This window comes from Pseudomonas sp. Emmai (genome assembly GCF_055179735.1).
Map to the genome: position 1 here is coordinate 4,885,478 of NZ_CM143685.1, position 24,072 is coordinate 4,909,549.

A 24,072-nucleotide genomic window follows, 5' to 3' on the forward strand; every position below is an offset into this window, starting at 1 on the left:
CCACTCGCATCTACCCCGCGAGACGCTTCGTGTCTGTACCGCCCACAAGGTGTGTTTGACGAGGTTGCCGACTGGAACGAAGTTGTCCCGAGGGACGGAAGCGTAATTAGGTAACCCGGCACCACTCTGATGTTCGCACCAAGGCCCACGATGCCCGAATGCGCCCGCCAGTTCGCCCTTACCTGCTCACTTCCCCTCGAGCCCATCGTTCATCCCGTCGCCATCCCCGCCAAATCCGACTTGACCGCCTAAGCTTCTGGTCAGCGAGCAGCCTTTTACGCTTCCTTGATAGGCGTAACCGGCAGGAGCAGGAATTTTCCACCCAAGACCTATGCGACGAGGTTTATCTCCATGGCACTGACACGCGAACAGCAAATTGCAGCCCTCGAAAAAGATTGGGCTGAAAACCCACGCTGGAAAGGCGTGACACGCGCTTACTCCGCTGCTGACGTCGTCCGCCTGCGCGGCTCGGTTCAACCTGAGCACACCTTTGCAAAACTGGGCGCCGAGAAGCTGTGGAACCTGGTCACCCAGGGTGCCCACCCGTCCTTCCGCCCTGAGAAAGATTTCGTCAACTGCATGGGCGCCCTGACCGGCGGCCAAGCTGTACAACAGGTCAAAGCCGGTATCCAGGCGATTTACCTGTCGGGCTGGCAGGTTGCTGCGGACAACAACTCCGCCGAATCGATGTACCCGGACCAGTCCCTGTACCCAGTGGATTCGGTTCCAACCGTGGTCAAGCGCATCAACAACTCGTTCCGTCGTGCCGACCAGATCCAGTGGAAAGCCGGTAAAGGTCCGGGCGACGAAGGCTACATCGACTACTTCGCACCGATCGTGGCTGACGCTGAAGCCGGTTTCGGCGGCGTACTGAACGCTTACGAGCTGATGAAAAGCATGATCGAAGCAGGCGCCGCCGGCGTTCACTTCGAAGACCAACTGGCTTCCGTGAAAAAATGCGGCCACATGGGCGGCAAAGTACTGGTTCCTACCCAGGAAGCTGTACAGAAGCTGACCGCTGCTCGTCTGGCGGCTGACGTTGCCGGTACACCGACGATCATCCTGGCTCGTACCGACGCTAACGCGGCTGACCTGCTGACTTCCGATTGCGACCCGTACGACCAGCCATTCGTGACTGGCGAACGCACCCAGGAAGGCTTCTACAAAGTACGCGCCGGCCTCGACCAGGCCATCGCTCGCGGCCTGGCCTACGCGCCGTACGCCGACCTGATCTGGTGCGAAACCGCCAAGCCGGATCTGGACGAAGCTCGTCGCTTCGCTGAAGCGATCAAAAAGGAATACCCGGACCAACTGCTGTCGTACAACTGCTCGCCTTCCTTCAACTGGAAGAAAAACCTGGACGACGCGACCATCGCCAAGTTCCAGCGCGAACTGTCCGCCATGGGCTACAAGCACCAGTTCATCACCCTGGCCGGCATTCACAACATGTGGCACAGCATGTTCAACCTGGCGCACGACTACGCCCGCAACGACATGACTGCCTACGTGAAGCTGCAGGAACAAGAGTTCGCTGACGCGGCCAAGGGTTACACCTTCGTGGCTCACCAGCAGGAAGTGGGCACCGGCTACTTCGATGACATGACCACCGTGATTCAAGGTGGCTCGTCCTCGGTAACCGCGCTGACCGGTTCGACTGAAGAAGAACAGTTCCACTGATACCTGAGCAAACGGCCGTTGCGGACCCGATAGAAAGCTAACCGCAACGTCGCACAACTAACGCCCCGACTGGTTCGGGGCGTTTTTTTGCCTGGAATTTGGCAACGACCCGCCCTGTAGGAGCAAGGCTTGCCCGCGATGGGTGCACTGCGGTGCTTCCAGGAGACCGCGTCATCGTTCATCGCGGGCAAGCCTTGCTCCTACAAGAACGGTGGCAAAAAACATTGATCCAGAGCGGTATCGCGATCAGAAAAACGCGGTAAAACGGGCAACGCTGCTACTTGCAGTAACGGCTATATAAGACAACTTCCCAACCCCTCACCCGTTAAACAGTTTAAAAACCGAGCCAAACAATATTGATTATCATTTAGACGCAACTTTGTTCGTTACATTTCCTACAAAACAATATTGATGAAAAACCGGCTAATGCCCGCATGGCATGGGCTACAGGGCTGTGGAGGTGTGCTATGTCCTTATTCCTATAAATAATTTCGCTATAGGAATTTTACTTGCACGGTGTTGTGCCATAAAATCACCGCGATTGATTGCTGCGACATATCGTCACTGCTTTGTTTCTTTTCAAGCTCAGAGACCTTTGCTCTCTGTTAAGGATTACCAGCATGCCCGAAGCGACAGGACTCATGGCCCACAACTGGGGCTTTGCCATTTTCCTTCTGGGCGTTGTCGGCCTTTGCGCCTTCATGCTCGGCGTCTCCAGCCTCCTCGGGTCAAAAGCCTGGGGCCGCAGCAAAAACGAACCGTTCGAGTCCGGCATGCTACCTACAGGTGGCGCCCGCTTGCGGCTCTCAGCCAAATTCTATCTGGTCGCGATGCTCTTCGTGATCTTCGATATCGAAGCCCTCTTTCTCTTTGCCTGGTCTGTGTCCGTCCGCGAAAGCGGCTGGACCGGATTCGTCGAAGCTCTCGTTTTCATAGCAATTCTGTTGGCAGGTCTTGTCTACCTGTTCCGAGTGGGCGCCCTTGACTGGGCTCCGGAAGCTCGTCGCAAGCGGCAGGCGAAGCTGAAACAATGAGGCTTTGGCAATGCAATACAATCTCACCAGGATCGACCCCGATGCTCCTAACGAGCAGTATCCGATTGGCGAGCGGGAAACCGTTTCCGATCCGTTAGAAGATCAAGTCCACAAAAACATCTTCATGGGCAAGCTCGAAGACGTGCTTAACGGCACGATCAACTGGGGGCGCAAGAACTCCCTGTGGCCGTATAACTTCGGTCTTTCGTGCTGCTACGTGGAAATGACCACCGCCTTCACGGCGCCCCACGACATCGCGCGCTTTGGCGCCGAAGTTATCCGGGCATCGCCGCGTCAGGCGGATTTCATGGTTATCGCCGGTACCTGCTTCATCAAGATGGCGCCGATCATTCAGCGTCTCTACGAGCAAATGCTCGAACCGAAATGGGTTATCTCCATGGGTTCGTGCGCCAACTCCGGTGGCATGTACGACATCTACTCCGTCGTTCAAGGGGTGGACAAGTTCCTGCCCGTGGACGTCTACGTGCCAGGCTGCCCGCCCCGTCCCGAAGCTTTTCTGCAAGGCTTGATGCTCTTGCAAGAGTCGATTGGACAGGAGCGTCGTCCGCTTTCCTGGGTCGTCGGTGATCAAGGCGTTTATCGCGCCGAGATGCCTTCGCAAAAGGAACAGCGCCGCGAACAGCGAATCGCAGTCACCAACCTGCGCAGCCCCGACGAAGTCTGATCCAGCTCTGCTTCTTTTACAGAACGAGACACTGGCTTCATTCTTTACGTTGACCGAAAGCGATAAATAACCATGACTACAGGCAGTGCTCTGTACATCCCGCCTTTTAAGGCAGACGACCAGGATGTGGTCGTCGAACTGAACAACCGTTTTGGCCCCGAGGCGTTCACCGCCCAGCCTACCCGCACCGGCATGCCGGTGCTTTGGGTTGCCCGCGCCAAACTCGTCGAAGTCCTGACCTTCCTGCGCAACCTGCCCAAGCCGTACGTCATGCTCTATGACTTGCACGGCGTGGACGAGCGTCTGCGCACCAAGCGTCAAGGGCTGCCAAGCGGCGCCGACTTCACTGTGTTCTATCACTTGATGTCGATCGAACGTAATAGTGACGTGATGATCAAGGTCGCCTTGTCCGAGAGCGACCTCAGCGTGCCGACCGTGACCGGCCTCTGGCCGAACGCCAACTGGTACGAGCGCGAAGTGTGGGACATGTACGGGATCGACTTCAAAGGTCACCCGCACCTGACCCGCATCATGATGCCGCCGACCTGGGAAGGTCACCCGCTGCGCAAGGACTTCCCGGCCCGTGCCACCGAGTTCGACCCGTTCACCCTGAACCTGGCCAAGCAACAGCTTGAGGAAGAAGCCGCACGCTTCAAGCCTGAAGACTGGGGCATGAAGCGTTCCGGGGCGAACGAGGACTACATGTTCCTCAACCTCGGCCCCAACCACCCTTCCGCGCACGGTGCGTTCCGCATCATCCTGCAGCTGGACGGTGAAGAAATCGTCGATTGCGTGCCGGACGTTGGCTACCACCACCGTGGTGCCGAGAAGATGGCCGAGCGTCAGTCCTGGCACAGTTTCATCCCGTACACCGACCGTATCGACTACCTCGGCGGCGTGATGAACAACCTGCCGTACGTGCTCTCGGTCGAGAAGCTGGCCGGCATCAAGGTGCCTGAGAAGGTTGACGTCATCCGCATCATGATGGCCGAGTTCTTCCGGATCACCAGCCACCTGCTGTTCCTGGGGACGTACATCCAGGACGTTGGCGCCATGACCCCGGTGTTCTTCACCTTCACCGACCGCCAGAAGGCGTACACGGTGATCGAAGCCATCACCGGTTTCCGTCTGCACCCGGCCTGGTACCGCATCGGCGGCGTCGCCCACGACCTGCCGCGCGGCTGGGAAAAACTGGTGAAAGACTTCGTCGAGTGGATGCCAAAGCGTCTGGACGAATACCAGAAAGCCGCCCTCGACAACAGCATCCTCAAGGGCCGGACCATCGGCGTCGCGGCCTACAACACCAAAGAAGCCCTGGAATGGGGCGTCACCGGTGCCGGCCTGCGTTCGACCGGTTGCGACTTCGACCTGCGTAAAGCACGTCCGTACTCCGGCTACGAGAACTTCGAATTCGAAGTTCCGCTGGCGGCCAATGGCGATGCCTACGACCGTTGCATCGTGCGCGTCGAAGAAATGCGCCAGAGCCTGAAGATCATCGAGCAGTGCATGCGCAACATGCCGGAAGGCCCGTACAAGGCGGATCACCCGCTGACCACGCCGCCGCCCAAAGAACGCACGCTGCAGCACATCGAGACCTTGATCACGCACTTCCTGCAAGTTTCGTGGGGCCCGGTCATGCCGGCCAACGAATCCTTCCAGATGATCGAAGCGACCAAGGGCATCAACAGTTATTACCTGACGAGCGATGGCGGCACCATGAGCTACCGCACCCGGATTCGTACCCCAAGCTTCCCGCACTTGCAGCAGATCCCTTCGGTGATCAAAGGCAGCATGGTCGCGGACTTGATCGCGTACCTGGGTAGTATCGATTTCGTTATGGCCGACGTGGACCGCTAAGCATGAACAGCACGCTTATCCAGACAGACCGTTTCACCTTGAGTGAAACCGAGCGCTCGGCCATCGAGCACGAGCTGCATCACTACGAAGACCCGCGCGCGGCGTCGATCGAAGCCTTGAAGATCGTCCAGAAGGAACGTGGCTGGGTGCCCGACGGCGCGCTCTACGCCATTGGCGAAATCCTCGGCATCCCGGCGAGCGACGTTGAAGGGGTGGCGACGTTCTATAGCCAGATCTTCCGTCAGCCGGTCGGCCGCCACATCATTCGCGTCTGCGACAGCATGGTCTGCTTCATCGGCGGCCACGAGTCGGTGGTCAGCGAAATCCAGAGCAAGCTCGGCATCGGCCTGGGTGAAACCACCGCCGACGGTCGTTTCACCCTGCTGCCGGTCTGCTGCCTCGGCAACTGCGACAAGGCGCCGGCGTTGATGATCGACGACGACACATTCGGTGATGTGCAGCCTGCTGGCGTCGCCAACTTGCTCGAGGGCTACGTATGACCCTGACTTCCTTCGGTCCTGCCAACCGCATCAAGCGTTCGGCCGAGACTCACCCGCTGACCTGGCGCCTGCGTGACGACGGCGAGGCCGTGTGGCTCGACGAGTACCAGGCCAAGAACGGTTACGCGGCGGCGCGCAAGGCTTTCGCCGACATGGCCCAGGACGACATCGTCCAGACCGTGAAAGACGCCGGCCTGAAAGGTCGCGGCGGTGCAGGCTTCCCCACGGGCGTGAAGTGGGGCCTGATGCCCAAAGACGAATCCATCAACATCCGCTACCTGCTGTGCAACGCGGATGAAATGGAGCCAAACACCTGGAAAGACCGCATGCTGATGGAGCAACTGCCCCATCTGCTGATCGAAGGCATGCTGATCAGTGCCCGCGCGCTGAAAACCTACCGTGGCTACATCTTCCTGCGTGGCGAATACACCACCGCCGCCAAGCACCTGAACCGTGCCGTGGAAGAAGCCAAGGCAGCCGGTCTGCTGGGCAAGAACATCCTGGGTAGCGGCTTCGATTTCGAGCTGTTCGTCCACACTGGCGCCGGGCGTTACATCTGCGGTGAAGAAACCGCACTGATCAACTCCCTCGAAGGCCGCCGCGCCAACCCGCGCTCCAAGCCGCCCTTCCCTGCCGCCGTTGGCGTGTGGGGCAAGCCGACTTGCGTGAACAACGTTGAAACCCTGTGCAACGTCCCGGCGATCATTGCCGACGGCGTGGACTGGTACAAATCGTTGGCCCGCGAAGGCAGCGAAGACATGGGCACCAAGCTCATGGGCTTCTCCGGCAAGGTCAAGAACCCGGGCCTGTGGGAATTGCCGTTCGGCATCACCGGTCGCGAGCTGTTCGAAGACTACGCCGGCGGCATGCGCGACGGCTTCACGCTCAAGGCCTGGCAACCAGGCGGCGCCGGTACCGGCTTCCTGTTGCCGGAACACCTCGACGCACAAATGTACGCCGGCGGCATCGCCAAAGTGGGCACCCGTATGGGTACCGGCCTGGCCATGGCGGTGGACGACAGCGTCAACATGGTGTCCCTGCTGCGCAACATGGAAGAGTTCTTCTCCCGCGAGTCGTGCGGCTTCTGCACCCCGTGCCGTGACGGTCTGCCATGGAGCGTCAAGCTCCTGCGCGCCATCGAGAACGGTGAAGGGCAAGCCGGCGATATCGAGACCCTGCTGGGTCTGGTCGGTTTCCTCGGCCCTGGCAAGACCTTCTGTGCTCACGCACCGGGCGCCGTGGAGCCATTGGGCAGCGCAATCAAATACTTCCGCCATGAGTTCGAAGCCGGCATCGCGCCAACCAGCGCCGTCGTCCCGCCTCTGGCAAGGCCGATCGTAGTCGGCGCGTAAACGCTTAAAAAGGCGAAGGGTCCGTGCCCTTCGCCTTCTCGTTCGATGACGCCTTTATGGGCTGTTTGGATTCGGACGAATAACAAGATTCCATTAGCCACGCCCGCTGACACCGGGCCAACGAAGAACTTTGAACCATGGCCACTATCCACGTAGACGGCAAAGAGCTCGAAGTCGATGGGGCAGACAACCTGTTACAGGCATGTCTGTCGCTAGGCCTCGATATCCCTTATTTCTGCTGGCACCCCGCCCTTGGCAGCGTTGGCGCTTGCCGCCAGTGCGCGGTCAAGCAGTACACCGACGCCAACGACACCCGTGGTCGGATCGTCATGTCCTGCATGACCCCCGCCACCGACGGCAGCTGGATCTCCATCGAAGACGAAGAGGCGAAAGTATTCCGCGCCAGCGTCGTCGAATGGTTGATGACCAACCACCCCCACGACTGCCCGGTCTGTGAGGAAGGCGGTCACTGCCACCTGCAAGACATGACGGTAATGACCGGCCACAACGAGCGCCGTTACCGCTTCACCAAGCGTACCCACCAGAACCAGGATCTCGGCCCGTTCATTGGTCACGAGATGAACCGCTGCATCGCTTGCTACCGCTGCGTGCGCTTCTATAAGGACTACGCCGGCGGCACCGACCTCGGCGTGTTCGGCGCCCACGACAACGTGTACTTCGGTCGCGTTGAAGACGGCACCCTGGAAAGCGAGTTCTCCGGCAACCTCACCGAGGTCTGCCCGACCGGTGTGTTCACCGACAAGACTCACTCCGAGCGCTACAACCGCAAGTGGGACATGCAGTTCTCGCCGAGCATCTGCCATGGCTGCTCCAGCGGTTGCAACATCTCCCCGGGCGAACGCTACGGTGAACTGCGTCGGATCGAAAACCGTTTCAACGGTTCGGTCAACCAGTACTTCCTGTGCGACCGTGGCCGTTTCGGTTACGGCTACGTCAACCGCGAAGACCGCCCGCGTCAGCCATTGCTGGCCAATGGCGCCAAGCTGAGCCTCGACGAAGCGCTGGATAAAGCCGCCGACCTGCTGCGCGGTCGCAACATCGTCGGTATCGGTTCGCCCCGCGCCAGCCTCGAAAGCAACTTCGCGTTGCGCGAACTGGTCGGCGCCGAGCACTTCTACTCCGGTATCGAAGCCGCCGAGCTGGAACGCATTCGCCTGGTGATGCAGGTGCTGAAAGACAGCCCGCTGCCGATCCCGAACATGCGCGACATCGAAGACCACGACGCGATCTTCGTCCTCGGTGAAGACCTGACCCAGACCGCTGCCCGTATGGCGCTGTCCCTGCGTCAATCGGTCAAGGGCAAGGCCGAAGACATGGCCGACGCCATGCGCGTTCAGCCGTGGCTCGACGCTGCGGTGAAGAACATCGGTCAGAAAGAACTGAACCCGCTGTTCATCGCCAGCCTGGCTGAAACCAAGCTCGACGACATCGCCGAAGAATGTGTCCACGCTGCCCCGGACGATCTGGCCCGCATCGGTTTCGCCGTGGCTCACGCCCTCGACGCCAGCGCACCAGCGGTTGAAGGCCTCGATACTGAAGCCCTCGACCTGGCCAAGCGCATTGCCGACGCCCTGCTCGCTGCCAAGCGTCCGCTGATCATCGCCGGTACTTCGTTGGGCTCCAAAGCCTTGATCGAAGCTGCCGCGAACATCGCGAAAGCCTTGAAGCTGCGCGAGAAGAACGGTTCCATCAGCCTGATCGTGCCAGAGGCCAACAGCCTCGGCCTGGCCATGCTCGGTGGCAACTCAGTCGATGACGCGCTGCAAGCGGTGATCGATGGCAAGGCCGACGCCATCGTCGTGCTGGAAAACGATCTGTACACCCGTACCGACAAAGCCAAGGTTGATGCTGCCCTGAACGCCGCGAAAGTGGTGATCGTGGCGGACCATCAGAAAACCGCCACCAGCGATCGCGCGCACCTGGTTCTGCCAGCCGCCAGCTTCGCTGAAGGCGACGGTACCTTGGTCAGCCAGGAAGGCCGCGCCCAGCGCTTCTTCCAGGTCTTCGACCCGAAATACATGGACGCGAGCATCCTGGTTCACGAAGGCTGGCGCTGGCTGCACGCCCTGCGCGCAACCCTGTTGAACCAGCCGATCGACTGGACCCAACTGGACCACGTCACCGCTGCCGTCGCTTCGAGCACGCCGCAACTGGCGCGTATCGTTGATGCCGCACCGTCCGCCGCGTTCCGCATCAAGGGCATGAAGCTGGCCCGCGAACCGCTGCGTTACTCCGGTCGTACCGCCATGCGCGCTGACATCAGCGTGCATGAACCGCGTACCCCGCAAGACAACGACACCGCGTTCAACTTCTCGATGGAAGGTTACTCGGGCTCGGTCGAACCGCGTCAGCAAGTGCCATTTGCCTGGTCTCCGGGCTGGAACTCGCCGCAGGCCTGGAACAAGTTCCAGGACGAAGTCGGTGGTCACATCCGCGCTGGCGACCCGGGCACCCGCCTGATCGAAAGCACCGGTGACTCGCTGAACTGGTTCGCCAGTGTTCCACGTGCGTTCAACCCGGCGCCGGGCACCTGGCAAGTCGTGCCGTTCTTCCACCTGCTCGGCAGCGAAGAGAACTCTTCCAAAGCCGCACCGGTTCAGGAACGCATCCCGGCCGCCTACGTCGCCCTGGCCAAATCCGAAGCCGATCGCCTGGGTGTCAATGACGGTGCCCTGCTCAGCGTGAACGTGGATGGCCAGACCTTGCGTCTGCCGCTGCGTATCAACGAAGAGTTGGGCGCTGGCCTGGTGGCGTTGCCTGCGGGTATCGCCGGCATTCCAGCGGCGATCTTTGGCAAAACCGTTGACGGTCTGCAGGAGGCAGCTCAATGACCTGGTTCACGCCTGAAGTGATTGACGTGATCATCGCGGTCCTCAAGGCCATCGTGATTCTGCTCGCCGTGGTGGTGTGCGGCGCGCTGCTGAGCTGGGTCGAGCGTCGTCTGCTCGCCCTCTGGCAGGACCGTTACGGTCCGAACCGCGTCGGCCCGTTCGGCGCGTTTCAGATCGCGGCCGACATGATCAAGATGTTCTTCAAGGAAGACTGGACCCCGCCGTTCGCCGACAAGATGATCTTCACCCTGGCACCGGTAGTCGCCATGAGCGCCCTGCTGATTGCCTTCGCGATCATCCCGATCACCCCGACCTGGGGCGTGGCGGACATCAACATCGGCATCCTGTTCTTCTTCGCCATGGCCGGTCTGTCGGTCTACGCGGTGTTGTTCGCCGGCTGGTCGAGTAACAACAAGTTCGCCCTGCTGGGCAGCTTGCGGGCCTCGGCACAAACCGTGTCGTACGAAGTGTTCATGGGCCTGTCGCTGATGGGCATCGTGATCCAGGTCGGCTCGTTCAACATGCGCGACATCGTTGAATATCAAGCGCAGAACCTGTGGTTCATCATCCCGCAGATCTTCGGTTTCCTGACCTTCTTCATCGCTGGCGTCGCCGTGACTCACCGTCACCCGTTCGACCAGCCGGAAGCGGAACAGGAACTGGCCGACGGTTACCACATTGAATACGCCGGCATGAAATGGGGCATGTTCTTCGTGGGTGAGTACATCGGCATCGTGTTGATTTCGGCGCTGCTGGTGACCCTGTTCTTCGGTGGCTGGCACGGTCCGTTCGGCATTCTGCCGCAGATCCCGTTCATCTGGTTCGCGCTCAAAACCGCGTTCTTCATCATGATCTTCATCCTGCTGCGCGCCTCGATCCCGCGCCCACGGTATGACCAAGTGATGGATTTCAGCTGGAAGTTCTGCCTGCCGCTGACCCTCGTCAACATGCTGGTGACCGCTGCGATCGTGTTGCTCAACACGCCCGCCGTCGCGGCTCAGTGAGGATAGAGAATCATGAAGTACATATTTGACATCGTGCATGGCTTCTTCACCCAGCTTCGCAGCCTGGTGATGATCTTCGGCCACGCCTTCCGCAAGCGCGACACGCTGCAGTACCCGGAAGAAGCCGTGTACCTGCCGCCGCGCTACCGTGGCCGTATCGTCCTGACCCGCGACCCTGATGGCGAAGAGCGTTGTGTTGCCTGCAACCTGTGCGCCGTGGCGTGCCCGGTCGGTTGCATCTCGCTGCAGAAAGCCGAAACCGAAGACGGTCGCTGGTACCCGGACTTCTTCCGCATCAACTTCTCGCGCTGCATCTTTTGCGGCCTCTGCGAGGAAGCCTGCCCGACCACTGCGATCCAGCTGACACCGGATTTCGAGATGGCCGAGTTCAAACGTCAGGACCTGGTTTACGAGAAAGAAGATCTGCTGATCTCCGGCCCCGGCAAAAACCCTGATTACAACTTCTATCGTGTTGCAGGTATGGCGATTGCCGGGAAGCCGAAAGGCTCCGCGCAGAACGAAGCCCAGCCGATCAACGTGAAGAGCTTGCTGCCTTAAGGAAGAAAGATGGAATTCGCTTTCTATTTCGCATCGGGTATCGCGGTTGTGGCCACGCTTCGCGTGATCACCAACACCAACCCTGTGCACGCCCTGCTCTACCTGATCATTTCGCTGATTGCCGTGGCGATGACCTTTTTCGCCCTCGGCGCGCCGTTTGCCGGTGTGCTGGAAGTGATCGCCTACGCTGGCGCCATCATGGTGCTGTTCGTGTTCGTGGTAATGATGCTCAACCTTGGCCCGGCCTCGGTTCAGCAAGAGCGCGTCTGGCTCAAGCCCGGCATCTGGCTCGGTCCGGTGATTCTCGGCGCCCTGCTGCTGGCTGAACTGCTGTACGTCCTGTTCAGCCACTCCAGCGGTCAGGCCGTCGGCCACACCACCGTAGACGCGAAGGCCGTGGGCATCAGCCTGTTCGGTCCGTACCTGCTGGTGGTCGAACTCGCCTCGATGTTGCTGCTCGCCGCAGCCGTCACGGCGTTCCACTTGGGCCGCAACGAAGCCAAGGAGCAATGACGATGCCTGCTATCCCTATGGAGCATGGTCTGGCGGTCGCCGGCATCCTGTTCTGCCTCGGTCTGGTCGGCCTGATGGTCCGGCGCAACATTCTCTTCGTGCTGATGAGCCTGGAGGTCATGATGAATGCCTCCGCGTTAGCGTTCATCGTCGCCGGTAGCCGCTGGGGCCAGCCGGATGGACAGATCATGTTCATCCTGGTGATCAGCCTGGCAGCCGCCGAGGCCAGTATTGGCCTGGCGATTCTGTTGCAGCTGTATCGCCGCTTCCACACTCTCGATATCGACGCTGCCAGCGAGATGCGCGGATGAATCTTCTCTATCTGACTTTCGTATTCCCTCTCATAGGTTTCCTGCTGCTGTCGTTCTCTCGCGGCCGCTTCTCGGAAAACCTGTCGGCGCTGATTGGCGTCGGCTCCATCGGTCTGTCGGCGATTGTCGCCGCTTACGTGATCTGGCAATTCAACGTCGCCCCGCCGGAAGGCGGCCACTACACGCAAGTGTTGTGGCAGTGGATGGCGGTTGAAGGCTTCACGCCGAACTTCGCCCTGTACCTGGATGGCCTGTCGGTCACCATGCTCGGTGTGGTGGTCGGCGTCGGCTTCCTGATCCACCTGTTCGCGTCCTGGTACATGCGCGGTGAAGACGGTTACTCGCGCTTCTTCGCCTACACCAACCTGTTTATCGCCAGCATGCTGTTCCTGATCCTGGGCGATAACCTGTTGTTCCTGTACTTCGGCTGGGAAGGCGTGGGCCTGTGCTCGTACCTGTTGATCGGTTTCTACTACAGCAACCGCAACAACGGTAACGCGGCACTCAAAGCCTTTATCGTGACCCGGATCGGCGACGTGTTCATGGCCATCGGCCTGTTCATCCTGTTCCAACAGTTGGGCACGCTGAACGTCCAGGAACTGCTGGTGCTGGCACCGCAGAAGTTCCAGGTCGGCGACTTCTGGATCGTCCTGGCGACCCTGATGCTGCTGGGCGGCGCTGTGGGTAAATCCGCGCAACTGCCGCTGCAAACCTGGCTGGCGGATGCGATGGCCGGTCCTACCCCGGTTTCGGCACTGATCCACGCCGCAACCATGGTGACCGCAGGCGTCTACCTGATTGCCCGGACCCACGGCTTGTTCGCCCTGGCTCCGGATATCCTGCACCTGGTCGGCGTTGTCGGTGGCGTGACCCTGGTTCTCGCCGGTTTTGCCGCGCTGGTCCAGACCGACATCAAACGTATCCTCGCCTACTCGACCATGAGCCAGATCGGCTACATGTTCCTGGCACTGGGCGTTGGCGCATGGGATGGCGCGATTTTCCACCTGATGACCCACGCCTTCTTCAAGGCGCTGCTGTTCCTGGCGTCCGGCGCGGTGATCGTTGCCTGCCACCACGAGCAGAACATCTTCAAGATGGGCGGCCTGTGGAAGAAACTGCCGCTGGCCTACACCAGTTTCATCGTCGGCGGCGCGGCCCTGTCTGCCCTGCCACTGGTGACCGCAGGCTTCTACTCCAAGGACGAAATCCTCTGGGAAGCGTTCGCCAGCGGCAACCACGGTCTGCTCTACGCAGGTCTGGTCGGCGCGTTCATGACTTCGCTGTACACCTTCCGCCTGATCTTCATCGCGTTCCACGGTGAAGCGAAGACCGAAGCCCACGCCGGTCACGGCATCGCTCACTGGCTGCCACTGTCGGTGCTGATCGTGCTGTCGACCTTCGTCGGCGCGATGATCGTGCCACCGCTGCACGGCGTGTTGCCAGAGAGCGTCGGCCATGCCGGCGGCGAAGCCAAGCACAGTCTGGAAATCGCCTCGGGCGCCATCGCCCTGGCCGGGATCCTGCTGGCCGCGCTGCTGTTCCTCGGCAAGCGTCGTTTCGTCACTGCAATCGCCAACAGCGGCATCGGCCGCTTCCTTTCGGCCTGGTGGTTCGCTGCCTGGGGCTTCGACTGGATCTACGACAAACTGTTCGTCAAGCCATACCTTGCGATCAGCCACGCACTGCGCAAAGACCCGCTCGATCAGACCATCGGTTTGATCCCGCGTATGGCCAAGGGCGGCCACACCGCCCTGAGCCGTACCGAAACCGGTCAACTGCGTTGGTACGCGGCCTCGATGGCAGCCGGCTCCGTGCTGGTCATCGGCGCCATCGTGCTGGTAGCGGTCTGAATATGAACCTTGCGAACTTGCGAAAGGAATTGAGCCCGTCATGATTCTGCCTTGGCTAATCCTGATCCCCTTCATCGGCGGCCTGCTGTGCTGGATGGGTGAGCGCTTCGGCGCCACCCTCCCCCGCTGGATTGCGCTGTTGACCATGACCCTGGAACTCGCACTCGGCCTCTGGCTGTGGGCCCACGGTAACTATTCATTTGCTCCGGCGCCTGGCGCCGATCCGGTCTGGGCGCTTGAGTTCAAGCACATCTGGATCCAGCGCTTCGGCATCAGCGTGCACCTGGCCCTCGATGGCCTGTCGCTGCTGATGATCCTGCTGACCGGTTTGCTGGGTATCCTCTCGGTACTCTGCTCGTGGAAAGAGATCCAGCGTCACGTCGGCTTCTTCCACTTGAACCTGATGTGGATCCTGGGCGGTGTGGTCGGCGTGTTCCTCGCCCTCGACCTGTTCATGTTCTTCTTCTTCTGGGAAATGATGCTGGTGCCGATGTACTTCCTCATCGCGCTCTGGGGTCACAGTTCTTCGGACGGCAAGAAAACCCGGATCTACGCGGCGACCAAGTTCTTCATCTTCACCCAGGCTTCCGGCCTGATCATGTTGGTGGCGATCCTGGGTCTGGTGCTGGTCAACTTCAACAGCACCGGCGTGATCACGTTCAACTACGCCGACCTGCTGAAAACCAAGATGTCGCTCACCACCGAGTACATCCTGATGCTCGGCTTCTTCATCGCCTTCGCGGTGAAGCTGCCGGTCGTACCGTTCCACTCCTGGCTGCCTGATGCTCACGCCCAGGCGCCAACGGCGGGTTCGGTCGACCTGGCCGGTATCCTGTTGAAGACGGCGGCTTACGGTCTGCTGCGTTTCGCCCTGCCGCTGTTCCCGAATGCCTCGGCCGAGTTCGCGCCGATCGCCATGACCCTCGGTCTGGTCGGGATCTTCTACGGTGCGTTCCTGGCCTTCGCCCAAACCGACATCAAGCGTCTGATCGCCTATTCCTCCGTTTCCCACATGGGCTTCGTGTTGATTGGCATCTACTCCGGCAGCCAACTGGCGCTGCAGGGCGCGGTCATGCAGATGCTGGCGCACGGTGTTTCGGCGGCAGCACTCTTTATCCTCAGTGGTCAGTTGTACGAACGCACCCACACCCGCGACATGCGTGAGATGGGTGGCCTGTGGTCGAAGATCGCTTACCTGCCGGCTATCAGCCTGTTCTTCGCGGCCGCGTCCCTGGGCTTGCCGGGTACCGGTAACTTCGTCGGTGAGTTCCTGATCCTGATCGGCACCTTTGCCGCTGCGCCGTGGATCACCGCGATCGCGACGTCGGGCCTGGTGTTCGGTTCGGTCTACTCGCTGATCATGATCCACCGTGCCTACTTCGGCCCGTCCAAGTCGGACGCGGTGTTGCACGGCATGGATGGTCGCGAACTGATCATGGTGGTCGGCCTGGCGGTACTGCTGATTTACATCGGCGTGTACCCGCAGCCGTTCCTCGACACTTCTGCCGCGACGATGCATGGCGTGCAGCAGTGGCTCGGTACCGCCTTCACTCAACTCGCTTCGGCCCGGTAAGAGCGCTATGGAATTCACGACTCAACACTTTATCGCGCTCGCGCCGTTGTTGATCACCACCGCCACGATCATCGTGGTGATGCTGGCCATCGCCTGGCGCCGCAACCACTCGCAGACCTTCCTGATTTCCGTGGCGGGTTTGAACCTGGCGTTGCTGTCGATCCTGCCAGCCTTGAAGGTCGCGCCCCTGGCCGTGACCCCGCTGCTGCAGATCGATAACTTCGCTTGCTTGTATATGGCGCTGATCCTGGTCGCCACCCTCGCTTGTGTGACCCTCGCCCACGCCTACCTCGGCGATGGCGGCACGGGTTACCCGGGCAACCGCGAAGAACTGTACCTGCTGATCCTGATGGCCGCCGCCGGTGGCCTGGTTCTGGTCAGCGCGCAACACCTGGCCGGGTTGTTCATCGGTCTGGAACTGTTGTCGGTGCCGGTCTACGGTCTGGTGGCGTATGCCTTCTTCAACAAGCGTTCGCTGGAAGCCGGTATCAAGTACATGGTGCTGTCGGCCGCCGGCTCTGCGTTCCTGTTGTTCGGTATGGCCCTGCTCTACGCCGACTCCGGCAGCCTGAGCTTCGTCGGTATCGGTCAAGCGCTGGCGGCCACTGGCCTGCCAAGCTCCCTGGCGCAAATGGGCCTGGGCATGATGTTGATCGGCCTGGCGTTCAAGCTGTCGCTGGTACCGTTCCACCTCTGGACCCCGGACGTTTACGAAGGGGCTCCGGCACCGGTTGCAGCGTTCCTCGCGACCGCTTCGAAAGTCGCCGTGTTTGCCGTGATGGTGCGTCTGTTCCAGATCTCCCCTGCCGCAAGCAGCGGTGTCCTGAGCGACGTGCTGACCATCATCGCCATTGCGTCGATCCTGTTCGGCAACCTGCTGGCACTGACCCAGAGCAACCTCAAGCGTCTGCTGGGTTACTCGTCCATTGCCCACTTCGGTTACCTGCTGATCGCCCTCGTGGCGAGCAAGGGTCTGGCCGTGGAAGCCATCGGCGTGTACCTGGTCACCTACGTGATCACCAGCCTTGGTGCGTTCGGTGTAATCACCCTGATGTCCTCGCCGTACAAAGGCCGTGACGCTGACGCCCTGTACGAATACCGCGGCCTGTTCTGGCGTCGTCCGTACCTGACCGCCGTGCTGACCGTGATGATGCTGTCCCTGGCCGGCATCCCGCTGACCGCGGGCTTCATCGGCAAGTTCTACATCATCGCCACCGGCGTCGAGTCGCACCAATGGTGGCTGGTGGGTTCCCTGGTACTGGGCAGCGCCATCGGCGTCTTCTACTACCTGCGCGTGATGGTCACCCTGTACCTGATCGAGCCGAACCTGCGTCGCCACGATGCGCAACTGCACTGGGAACAAAAGGCAGGCGGCGTGATGCTGCTGGCCATCGCCGCCCTGGCGTTCTTCCTGGGGCTGTATCCGCAGCCGTTGCTGGTCCTGGTTCAACAGGCTGGGTTGGCGGGTTGATCGTTTAGCGGTAATCGGTAGAAAACAGAAACGGCACCTTCGGGTGCCGTTTTTGCGTTTTAGGGTTTCAAGATCAAAAGATCGCAGCCTTTGGCAGCTCCTACAGAACGCACGCCGTCCCTATGTAGGAGCTGCCGCAGGCTGCGATCTTTTGATCTTATTGCTCTCCCCTCTCTCGGAAAATGCCTGCGTGGCAGTAGGCATCGGCTGACATCCGACTCAAGGCATTTGCCATTAACTTCGTTGATTGGATATCGAGAGAGATCAAACAATGAAGCGTGATATTTTTGCCGAACTCATGGACGGCTTGGAGTTTCTTGCAAAAAATCGGCAACAACAGGTGATCAGTGTTTTTGAGGATAGGGTTCGAGCAGGAGAAGTCTGTTGCCTGTGCCGCAGCCTTCGCGAGCAAGCCCGCTCCCACAGTGGTTCTGTGGCGAACATATTATTTGTGACAACCCCGAACCACTGTGGGAGCGGGCTTGCTCGCGAACGCGGTCCATCAACCACAAATAAAAACGGCACCTTCCGGTGCCGTTCGCCTTTCTCAGTACAGAAGCTTACTTACGCGCATCCGCCCACGATTTCAGCAGTTCGTTGTAGCTGACCGTCTCACCTTTAGGCTTCTCATTCGCCAACTTAGGCTTCGGCGCCCCCGGTTGATCGAACCAGTACTGCGCATCCCGTTCCGGGTTCATTTTCGGGCCGCACACCGGTTGCACCTTGGAGCGTTCAAGCCGCGTCATGATGGCGTCCTGGTCCTTGGCCAGACCATCGAGTGCCTGTTGCGGGGTTTTCTCGCCGCTGGCGGCTTCGGCGATGTGGCTCCACCACAGTTGTGCCAAACGTGGATAATCCGGCACGTTGGTCCCGGTCGGGGTCCATTGCACACGGGCCGGGCTGCGGTAGAACTCGACCAGGCCACCGAGTTTCGGCGCCAGATCGGTCATGGCTTGCGAGTTGATGTCCGACTCGCGAATCGGCGTCAGGCCGACGATGGTTTTCTTCAGGGATACGGTTTTCGAGGTCACAAACTGCGCGTAGAGCCAGGCTGCGAGTTTCTGTTTCTCAGGCGTGGACTTCATGAACGTCCAGGAACCCACGTCCTGATAGCCCAGTTTCATACCCTCCTCCCAATACGGTCCGCGCGGGGACGGCGCCATGCGCCATTTCGGCGAGCCATCGGCGTTGACTACGGGCAGACCCGGCTTGGTCATGTCGGCGGTAAACGCGGTGTACCAGAAGATTTGCTGGGCGATGTTGCCCTGGGACGGCACCGGCCCGGACTCGGAGAAGGTCATGCCCGCCGCTTCCGGTGGCGCGTAGGCCTTGAGCCAGTCGACGTATTTCTGCGTCGCGTAGACCGCCGCCGGGCCGTTGGTGTCGCCGCCACGGGTGATGCTGGAACCCACCGGGTGGCAGTCCTCGACGCGAATCCCCCACTCGTCCACCGGCAAGCCGTTCGGGATGCCTTTGTCGCCGGCACCGGCCATGGAGAACCAGGCATCGGTGAAGCGCCAGCCCAGGGACGGGTCTTTCTTGCCGTAGTCCATGTGCCCGTAGATGCGTTTGCCGTCGATTTCCTTGACGTCTTCGCTGAAGAACTTGGCGATGTCTTCATAGGCCGACCAGTTCACCGGCACGCCCAATTCGTAACCGTACTTTTCCTTGAACTTGGCTTTCAGCTCCGGCCGCTCGAACCAGTCGGCGCGGAACCAGTAAAGGTTGGCGAATTGCTGGTCGGGCAGCTGATAGATCTTGCCGTCCGGCGCGGTGGTGAAGGAAATGCCGATGAAGTCCTTGATGTCCAGGGTCGGCGAGGTGAAGTCCTTGCCTTCGTTGGCCATCAGGTCGGTGATCGCCTCGGTCTTGCCGTAGCGAAAGTGCGTACCGATCAGGTCCGAGTCGTTGACCCAGCCGTCATAGATGCTCTTGTCCGACTGCATCACGGTTTGCAGCTTCTCCACCACGTCGCCTTCTTGCAGCAAATCGTGGGTGACCTTGATCCCGGTGATCTCGGTAAAGGCCTTGGCCAGGACCTTGGACTCATATTCGTGAGTGGTCAGGGTTTCCGAGACGACCTTGATGTTCATCCCGCGAAACGGCTGGGCGGCTTTGATGAACCACTTCAATTCCTCGAGCTGCTGATCGGCCGTCAGGGTGGACGGTTTGAATTCGCTGCCGATCCATTTTTTTGCCGCGTCTTCGTAGGCATCGGCCCAGGCCGTCGCGCTCAAACCGCTGAGTGCCAGCAGGGCTGCCAATGAAATGCTATGTCGCAGCTTATTGTTTTTGTCGAACATAGAGACCTCCTGTTTAAGTTTCGGAGCAACTTTGCCGAGCGATTCGACTAGCCCCAACGCATCACAGCCAACAGCCACACCAGGGACAACGCGGACGCCACCCAGATGCTCCAGTCGGTGACGCCGATTACCAGCAGATGCAGGTAGGCGCTGCCGAGAAGACCGATAAATAAGCGATCGCCACGGGTGGTGGCAATCGGCAACAAACCTCGCCGAAGGATGCTCGGCGAGCGCAACTCCCAGGTCGTCATGCCCACCAGAATCAGGCCAATGACGATGAAAAACACCGCTGTCGGGGCGGTCCAGCTCATCCATTCCATCATCAGTTCCTCAGACCCGGCCCAGGGCAAAGCCCTTGGCCACGTGGTTGCGAACAAACCAGATCACCAGCATGCCCGGCAGGATGGTCAACACCCCTGCCGCCGCCAGTACGCCCCAATCGATGCCGGACGCCGAGACCGTGCGCGTCATCACCGCCGCGATGGGTTTGGCGTTGACCGACGTCAGGGTCCGCGCCAGCAGCAACTCGACCCAGGAGAACATGAAGCAGAAAAACGCCGTGACACCGATCCCGGAACCGATCAGCGGGATGAAAATCTTCACGAAGAACTTCGGAAAACTGTAGCCATCGATGTAGGCCGTTTCGTCGATTTCCTTGGGCACCCCGGACATGAAGCCTTCGAGGATCCACACCGCCAACGGCACGTTGAACAAGCAGTGCGCCAGGGCCACGGCGATGTGGGTATCGAACAACCCGATGGACGAATACAGCTGGAAGAACGGCAGCAAAAACACCGCCGGAGGCGCCATGCGGTTGGTCAGCAGCCAGAAAAACAGGTGCTTGTCGCCGAGGAAGCGATACCGCGAGAACGCATAAGCCGCCGGCAGCGCCACGCTCAGGGAAATCACCGTGTTCAGGCTCACGTAGTACAGCGAGTTCAGGTAACCGGTGTACCAACTCGGGTCGGTGAAAATCACCTTGTAGTTGGCCAAGGTGAAATCCTGAGGAAACAGCGTCAAACCGCCGAGGATTTCGGTGTTGCTCTTGAAGGACATGTTCAGCAGCCAGTAGATCGGCACCAGCAGGAACAGGATGTAGATCAGCAATGGAATGAGCTTTCTTTTACTCATGGCAGACCTCAGCGGTTGGCGTCAGAGTGAGTCATGGCCGTGTAGAACAGCCAGGACACCAACAGGATGATCAGGAAATACACCAGCGAGAAAGCCGCCGCCGGGCCGAGGTCGAATTGTCCTACGGCCATTTGGGTCAAGGTCTGACTCAAGAAGGTCGTGGCATTCCCCGGACCGCCGCCGGTCAGCACGAACGGCTCGGTGTAGATCATGAAACTGTCCATGAAGCGCAACATCACCGCGATCAGCAGCACGCTCTTGAGCTTGGGCAACTGGATATGCCGGAACACCGCCCAGGACGACGCGCGGTCAATCCGCGCGGCTTGGTAGTACACGTCGGGAATGGCCCGCAACCCGGAGAAACACAACAGCGCCACCAGCGAGGTCCAGTGCCAGACGTCCATCACCAGCACCGTGACCCAGGCGTCCATGGTGTTCGACGCGTAGTTGTAGTTAATGCCCATGGCATTCAGGCTGGAACCGAGCAAACCAATATCGGCGCGGCCGAAGATCTGCCAAATGGTGCCGACCACGTTCCACGGGATCAGCAGCGGAATCGCCAGGATGATCAGCACCAGCGACGACCAGCGGCCCTTGGTGGGCATGGTCAGGGCGATGGCGATGCCCAGGGGGATTTCGATCAGCAGCACGCAGCCGGAATAGATGAACTGGCGCAGCAATGAGTCGTGCAACCGAGGATCGAGCAGCACCTGCTTGTACCAGTCGGCACCGACGAAGTAGCGGCTGGACTGGTCGAAGATGTCCTGTACCGAGTAGTTGACCACGGTCATCATCGGGATCACCGCACTGAATGCCACCAGCAGGAACACCGGCAGGACCAACCACCAGGCCTTGTTGTTTTGCACCTTGTTCATGGCTGCACCTCCAGTAGGTAATCGTCGGCATAGACCATCAACCACTGCGCCGGAAAACTGATGTACGCCGTGCCTTCGGGCACCGGTTTGTCTTCGGCCAGGCGCACTTTCAGCGGTGCGCCGTCGAGGTTCAGGGTCATGATCTTGTAGGTGCCGAGGTCTTCGATGTGTACGACTTGTGCCTGCATCGCGTCATCAAACGGCTCGTCCCACACATGCACGAACTCCGGGCGGATGCCGACCTTCAGGGTTTTCCACGGCTTGTCGGCGATTTGTTGCTGCATCGCGTCAGACAAAGGCAAGTGCGTCGAGGCGAAACCGACCCCACCGGGTTGCGGCTTCACGTCGATCAGGTTCATCCCCGGGCTGCCGATGAAATAGCCGACAAAGGTGTGGCTCGGCCGTTCGAACAATTCCCGTGGCGTGCCGAACTGTACGATCTGCCCGCCGTACATCACCGCGATCTTGTCGGCGAAGGTCGAGGCTTCGAGCTGGTCGTGGGTGACGTAGACCATGGTGATGTTGAATTGCTCGTGGATCTGCTTGAGCTTGCGCCGCAGTTTCCACTTCAGGTGCGGGTCGATCACGGTCAGTGGTTCGTCGAACAGGATCGCCGACACGTCATCGCGCACCAGCCCACGACCCATGGAGACTTTCTGTTTTTCGTCGGCGGTGAGGTTACGTGCCTTTTTGCTGAGCAGGGCCTGGAGGTCGAGCACCTCGGCAATTTCCTGCACCTTGCTGTGAATTTTCGCCTCGTTCATGCCCTGGTTTCGCAGGGGGAAGGCCAGATTGTCGAACACCGTCATGGTGTCGTAGACCACCGGAAACTGAAAAACCTGGGCGATGTTGCGCTTTTCCGGGGTCAGGTCGTTGACCACTTTGCTGTCGAACAGCACCTGGCCCTGGGACGGGCTGAGCAGCCCGGAAATGATGTTGAGCAAGGTCGACTTGCCGCAGCCCGACGGACCCAGCAAGGCATAGGCGCCACCCTGCTCCCAGATGTGGTCCATCTCGCGAATCGCGTAATCCTCGGGACCTGTCGGCGTGCGGGTGTAGCTGTGGGCGAGGTTCTGCAAACGGATTTCGGCCATCAGGCAACCCTCGCGATACGGCGACCGGGCGCCTGGACCAGCCGCCCCTGCGTATCGAACACAAACAGTTTATGGGTCGGGATATAGATGCGAATCGGCGCATCAACGTCGTATTCGTGGACGCCCGGCAAGTGCAGCACCAACAGGAAATGCTCGTTGCGTACGTGCAGGAAGGTTTCCGAACCGCTGATCTCGGCCACCTCGACCGTCACGGCGAGTTCCAGGTCGTCGTCGTTGCTCGGCACCAGCGAGATATGGCTGGGGCGCACACCAAAGCGGAACTCGCCCTCGCCCACCGGGCGCAGGTCGACGTTCAGCGGGAAGTGCACGAAGTTGGCGAAACTGACTTCGTTGCCGGCAATCCGCCCCGGCATCAGGTTGATCGGCGGTTCGGAGAACAACTCCGCCGCCAGCACCGTTTGTGGTTGGTGATAGACCTCGGAGGACTTGCCGCTCTGGATCACCCGGCCTTCGTGAAGAATGGTGGTGGTGCCGCCCAGGGCCAGGGCTTCGTTGGGCTCGGTGGTGGCGTAGATGGCGATGGTGTGCCGCGCCTTGAACAGCTCGCGCATTTCCTGGCGCAGTTCTTCGCGCAATTTGTAGTCGAGGTTGACCAGCGGTTCGTCGAACAGGATCAGCTCCGCATCCTTGACCAGCGCCCGGGCCATGGCCGTGCGTTGCTGCTGGCCGCCGGACAGTTCCAGCGGATGGCGCTGGAGGAATTTTTCGATGCGCAGCATCTTCGCGGTTTCCAGCACTTTGCTCTGGATCACTTCGTTGGAGACACCGCCCTGGCGCAACGGCGAGGCGATGTTCTCGAACACCGTCATGGTCGGGTAGTTGATGAACTGCTGGTAGACCATCGACACGTTGCGCAGGCGCACCGGGCGTTGGGTGACGTCGACGCCGTTCATCAGGATGCGCCCGCTGTCGGGCTTGTCCAGACCGGCCATCAGGCGCATGAGGCTGGTTTTGCCGGACAGCGTGCGCCCGAGCAAAACGTTGAAGGATCCGGGTTCGAAAACAAGGCACGCATCGTCGATCCAGGTCTGGCCCTCGACGGTACGGCTGACGTGCTCCAGGGTGAGTGACATGGCTCGGCCTTTTTTATTATTTGGAGTCAAGCGACCGTAGCGATAGAGCGACATTCGTGCCAGAAATCACAAGCCTTTGATCCGGCTTGAAAATCCTGAAAAACCGGCAAAAACCGCGTTCGTTGCTGAACAGAAATGAACAATCCGGACTGAACAATTGAACAGTTCGACGGTTGACAATGAACAATAGTGAACAACACTCTATTAGCACTTTTGTGCCATCTGTTGCCCTTGTAGGAGCCAGGCTTGCCGGCGAAGGCGATCTCCCTGACGCCTTCGCGGGCAAGCCTCGCTCCTACAGGGTGATGTGGCGCATCAAATGCTTTGTAACACCCATA

The 24,072-nt window shown here is 60.0% G+C and carries 20 protein-coding genes; 14 read left to right on the forward strand and 6 right to left on the reverse strand.

Annotation, left to right across the window (positions count from 1 at the left end; all coding sequences use genetic code 11):
* The first annotated feature begins 351 nt into the window (after positions 1–351).
* From aceA to nuoN, 14 genes are all read left to right on the forward strand, one after another.
* On the forward strand, positions 352–1,677 hold the full coding sequence (aceA, locus tag ACY4LX_RS22545) for an isocitrate lyase (protein WP_123403070.1): 1,326 nt from the start codon (positions 352–354) through the stop codon (positions 1,675–1,677).
* A 620-nt stretch (positions 1,678–2,297) separates the two neighbouring features.
* Positions 2,298–2,711, forward strand: coding sequence for an NADH-quinone oxidoreductase subunit A (locus ACY4LX_RS22550; RefSeq protein ID WP_003223812.1), 414 nt, complete (start codon positions 2,298–2,300; stop codon positions 2,709–2,711).
* A 10-nt stretch (positions 2,712–2,721) separates the two neighbouring features.
* The gene (locus ACY4LX_RS22555; protein ID WP_008146035.1) at positions 2,722–3,396 is read left to right on the forward strand and encodes a NuoB/complex I 20 kDa subunit family protein; all 675 of its coding nucleotides are present in this window, start codon (positions 2,722–2,724) and stop codon (positions 3,394–3,396) included.
* 72 nt (positions 3,397–3,468) lie between these two features.
* Positions 3,469–5,253, forward strand: coding sequence for an NADH-quinone oxidoreductase subunit C/D (gene nuoC, locus ACY4LX_RS22560; RefSeq protein WP_463257903.1), 1,785 nt, complete (start codon positions 3,469–3,471; stop codon positions 5,251–5,253).
* 2 nt (positions 5,254–5,255) lie between these two features.
* Complete coding sequence (gene nuoE / locus ACY4LX_RS22565) at positions 5,256–5,753, forward strand: NADH-quinone oxidoreductase subunit NuoE (RefSeq protein ID WP_463257904.1); 498 nt, start codon at positions 5,256–5,258, stop codon at positions 5,751–5,753.
* On the forward strand, positions 5,750–7,105 hold the full coding sequence (nuoF, locus tag ACY4LX_RS22570; RefSeq protein ID WP_123403075.1) for an NADH-quinone oxidoreductase subunit NuoF: 1,356 nt from the start codon (positions 5,750–5,752) through the stop codon (positions 7,103–7,105). The genes nuoE and nuoF overlap by 4 nt, the downstream gene beginning before the upstream one ends.
* 137 nt (positions 7,106–7,242) lie before the next feature.
* A complete protein-coding gene (nuoG, locus tag ACY4LX_RS22575) occupies positions 7,243–9,957 on the forward strand; it encodes an NADH-quinone oxidoreductase subunit NuoG (protein ID WP_149659920.1) in 2,715 nt (904 codons plus the stop codon).
* The gene (gene nuoH / locus ACY4LX_RS22580) at positions 9,954–10,961 is read left to right on the forward strand and encodes an NADH-quinone oxidoreductase subunit NuoH (protein ID WP_028623953.1); all 1,008 of its coding nucleotides are present in this window, start codon (positions 9,954–9,956) and stop codon (positions 10,959–10,961) included. Before nuoG ends, nuoH begins: the two co-directional genes overlap by 4 nt.
* A gap of 12 nt (positions 10,962–10,973) precedes the next feature.
* Positions 10,974–11,519, forward strand: coding sequence for an NADH-quinone oxidoreductase subunit NuoI (gene nuoI / locus ACY4LX_RS22585; protein WP_007946418.1), 546 nt, complete (start codon positions 10,974–10,976; stop codon positions 11,517–11,519).
* 9 nt (positions 11,520–11,528) lie between these two features.
* Complete coding sequence (gene nuoJ / locus ACY4LX_RS22590) at positions 11,529–12,032, forward strand: NADH-quinone oxidoreductase subunit J (protein ID WP_149659922.1); 504 nt, start codon at positions 11,529–11,531, stop codon at positions 12,030–12,032.
* Between the two features lie 2 nt (positions 12,033–12,034).
* Positions 12,035–12,343: an NADH-quinone oxidoreductase subunit NuoK gene (gene nuoK, locus ACY4LX_RS22595; protein WP_133838688.1), complete on the forward strand. Its 309-nt coding sequence runs from the start codon at positions 12,035–12,037 to the stop codon at positions 12,341–12,343.
* Positions 12,340–14,193 (forward strand): NADH-quinone oxidoreductase subunit L, encoded by a 1,854-nt coding sequence (gene nuoL, locus ACY4LX_RS22600; RefSeq protein ID WP_149659923.1) that lies wholly within the window; start codon positions 12,340–12,342, stop codon positions 14,191–14,193. The genes nuoK and nuoL overlap by 4 nt, the downstream gene beginning before the upstream one ends.
* A gap of 40 nt (positions 14,194–14,233) precedes the next feature.
* Positions 14,234–15,766 carry an NADH-quinone oxidoreductase subunit M gene (nuoM, locus tag ACY4LX_RS22605; protein ID WP_123403083.1) on the forward strand — a complete coding sequence of 511 codons (1,533 nt, stop codon included), beginning with the start codon at positions 14,234–14,236 and terminating at the stop codon, positions 15,764–15,766.
* Between the two features lie 7 nt (positions 15,767–15,773).
* Positions 15,774–17,237 (forward strand): NADH-quinone oxidoreductase subunit NuoN, encoded by a 1,464-nt coding sequence (gene nuoN, locus ACY4LX_RS22610; RefSeq protein ID WP_123403085.1) that lies wholly within the window; start codon positions 15,774–15,776, stop codon positions 17,235–17,237.
* Positions 17,238–17,797: 560 nt separating this feature from the next.
* Here the strand turns inward: nuoN and ACY4LX_RS22615 are convergent.
* Genes ACY4LX_RS22615 through ACY4LX_RS22640 form a run of 6 tightly spaced genes read right to left on the reverse strand, consistent with a single transcriptional unit; the run spans position 17,798 to position 23,734 of the window.
* A complete protein-coding gene (locus tag ACY4LX_RS22615; protein ID WP_149659926.1) occupies positions 17,798–19,540 on the reverse strand; it encodes an ABC transporter substrate-binding protein in 1,743 nt (580 codons plus the stop codon).
* Positions 19,541–19,587: 47 nt separating this feature from the next.
* Positions 19,588–19,860, reverse strand: coding sequence for a DUF2160 domain-containing protein (locus ACY4LX_RS22620; protein ID WP_149659927.1), 273 nt, complete (start codon positions 19,858–19,860; stop codon positions 19,588–19,590).
* Between the two features lie 10 nt (positions 19,861–19,870).
* A complete protein-coding gene (locus tag ACY4LX_RS22625; protein WP_003232361.1) occupies positions 19,871–20,671 on the reverse strand; it encodes a carbohydrate ABC transporter permease in 801 nt (266 codons plus the stop codon).
* An 8-nt stretch (positions 20,672–20,679) separates the two neighbouring features.
* Positions 20,680–21,546: a carbohydrate ABC transporter permease gene (locus ACY4LX_RS22630; RefSeq protein WP_123403091.1), complete on the reverse strand. Its 867-nt coding sequence runs from the start codon at positions 21,544–21,546 to the stop codon at positions 20,680–20,682.
* The gene (locus ACY4LX_RS22635) at positions 21,543–22,640 is read right to left on the reverse strand and encodes an ABC transporter ATP-binding protein (protein WP_149659928.1); all 1,098 of its coding nucleotides are present in this window, start codon (positions 22,638–22,640) and stop codon (positions 21,543–21,545) included. The genes ACY4LX_RS22630 and ACY4LX_RS22635 overlap by 4 nt, the downstream gene beginning before the upstream one ends.
* Positions 22,640–23,734 carry an ABC transporter ATP-binding protein gene (locus tag ACY4LX_RS22640; RefSeq protein WP_123403095.1) on the reverse strand — a complete coding sequence of 365 codons (1,095 nt, stop codon included), beginning with the start codon at positions 23,732–23,734 and terminating at the stop codon, positions 22,640–22,642. Before ACY4LX_RS22640 ends, ACY4LX_RS22635 begins: the two co-directional genes overlap by 1 nt.
* Positions 23,735–24,072 lie beyond the last annotated feature (338 nt).

Coding starts and splice junctions, on each gene's coding strand:
- nuoJ (WP_149659922.1), top strand. CDS start 11,529: ATGGAATTCGCTTTCTATTTCGCATCGGGTATCGCGGTTGTGGCCACG.
- ACY4LX_RS22640 (WP_123403095.1), bottom strand. CDS start 23,734: ATGTCACTCACCCTGGAGCACGTCAGCCGTACCGTCGAGGGCCAGACC.
- nuoF (WP_123403075.1), top strand. CDS start 5,750: ATGACCCTGACTTCCTTCGGTCCTGCCAACCGCATCAAGCGTTCGGCC.
- ACY4LX_RS22630 (WP_123403091.1), bottom strand. CDS start 21,546: ATGAACAAGGTGCAAAACAACAAGGCCTGGTGGTTGGTCCTGCCGGTG.
- nuoN (WP_123403085.1), top strand. CDS start 15,774: ATGGAATTCACGACTCAACACTTTATCGCGCTCGCGCCGTTGTTGATC.
- nuoH (WP_028623953.1), top strand. CDS start 9,954: ATGACCTGGTTCACGCCTGAAGTGATTGACGTGATCATCGCGGTCCTC.
- nuoG (WP_149659920.1), top strand. CDS start 7,243: ATGGCCACTATCCACGTAGACGGCAAAGAGCTCGAAGTCGATGGGGCA.
- ACY4LX_RS22615 (WP_149659926.1), bottom strand. CDS start 19,540: ATGTTCGACAAAAACAATAAGCTGCGACATAGCATTTCATTGGCAGCC.
- ACY4LX_RS22620 (WP_149659927.1), bottom strand. CDS start 19,860: ATGGAATGGATGAGCTGGACCGCCCCGACAGCGGTGTTTTTCATCGTC.
- ACY4LX_RS22550 (WP_003223812.1), top strand. CDS start 2,298: ATGCCCGAAGCGACAGGACTCATGGCCCACAACTGGGGCTTTGCCATT.
- nuoK (WP_133838688.1), top strand. CDS start 12,035: ATGCCTGCTATCCCTATGGAGCATGGTCTGGCGGTCGCCGGCATCCTG.
- nuoM (WP_123403083.1), top strand. CDS start 14,234: ATGATTCTGCCTTGGCTAATCCTGATCCCCTTCATCGGCGGCCTGCTG.
- ACY4LX_RS22625 (WP_003232361.1), bottom strand. CDS start 20,671: ATGAGTAAAAGAAAGCTCATTCCATTGCTGATCTACATCCTGTTCCTG.
- nuoL (WP_149659923.1), top strand. CDS start 12,340: ATGAATCTTCTCTATCTGACTTTCGTATTCCCTCTCATAGGTTTCCTG.
- aceA (WP_123403070.1), top strand. CDS start 352: ATGGCACTGACACGCGAACAGCAAATTGCAGCCCTCGAAAAAGATTGG.
- nuoC (WP_463257903.1), top strand. CDS start 3,469: ATGACTACAGGCAGTGCTCTGTACATCCCGCCTTTTAAGGCAGACGAC.
- nuoI (WP_007946418.1), top strand. CDS start 10,974: ATGAAGTACATATTTGACATCGTGCATGGCTTCTTCACCCAGCTTCGC.
- ACY4LX_RS22555 (WP_008146035.1), top strand. CDS start 2,722: ATGCAATACAATCTCACCAGGATCGACCCCGATGCTCCTAACGAGCAG.
- nuoE (WP_463257904.1), top strand. CDS start 5,256: ATGAACAGCACGCTTATCCAGACAGACCGTTTCACCTTGAGTGAAACC.
- ACY4LX_RS22635 (WP_149659928.1), bottom strand. CDS start 22,640: ATGGCCGAAATCCGTTTGCAGAACCTCGCCCACAGCTACACCCGCACG.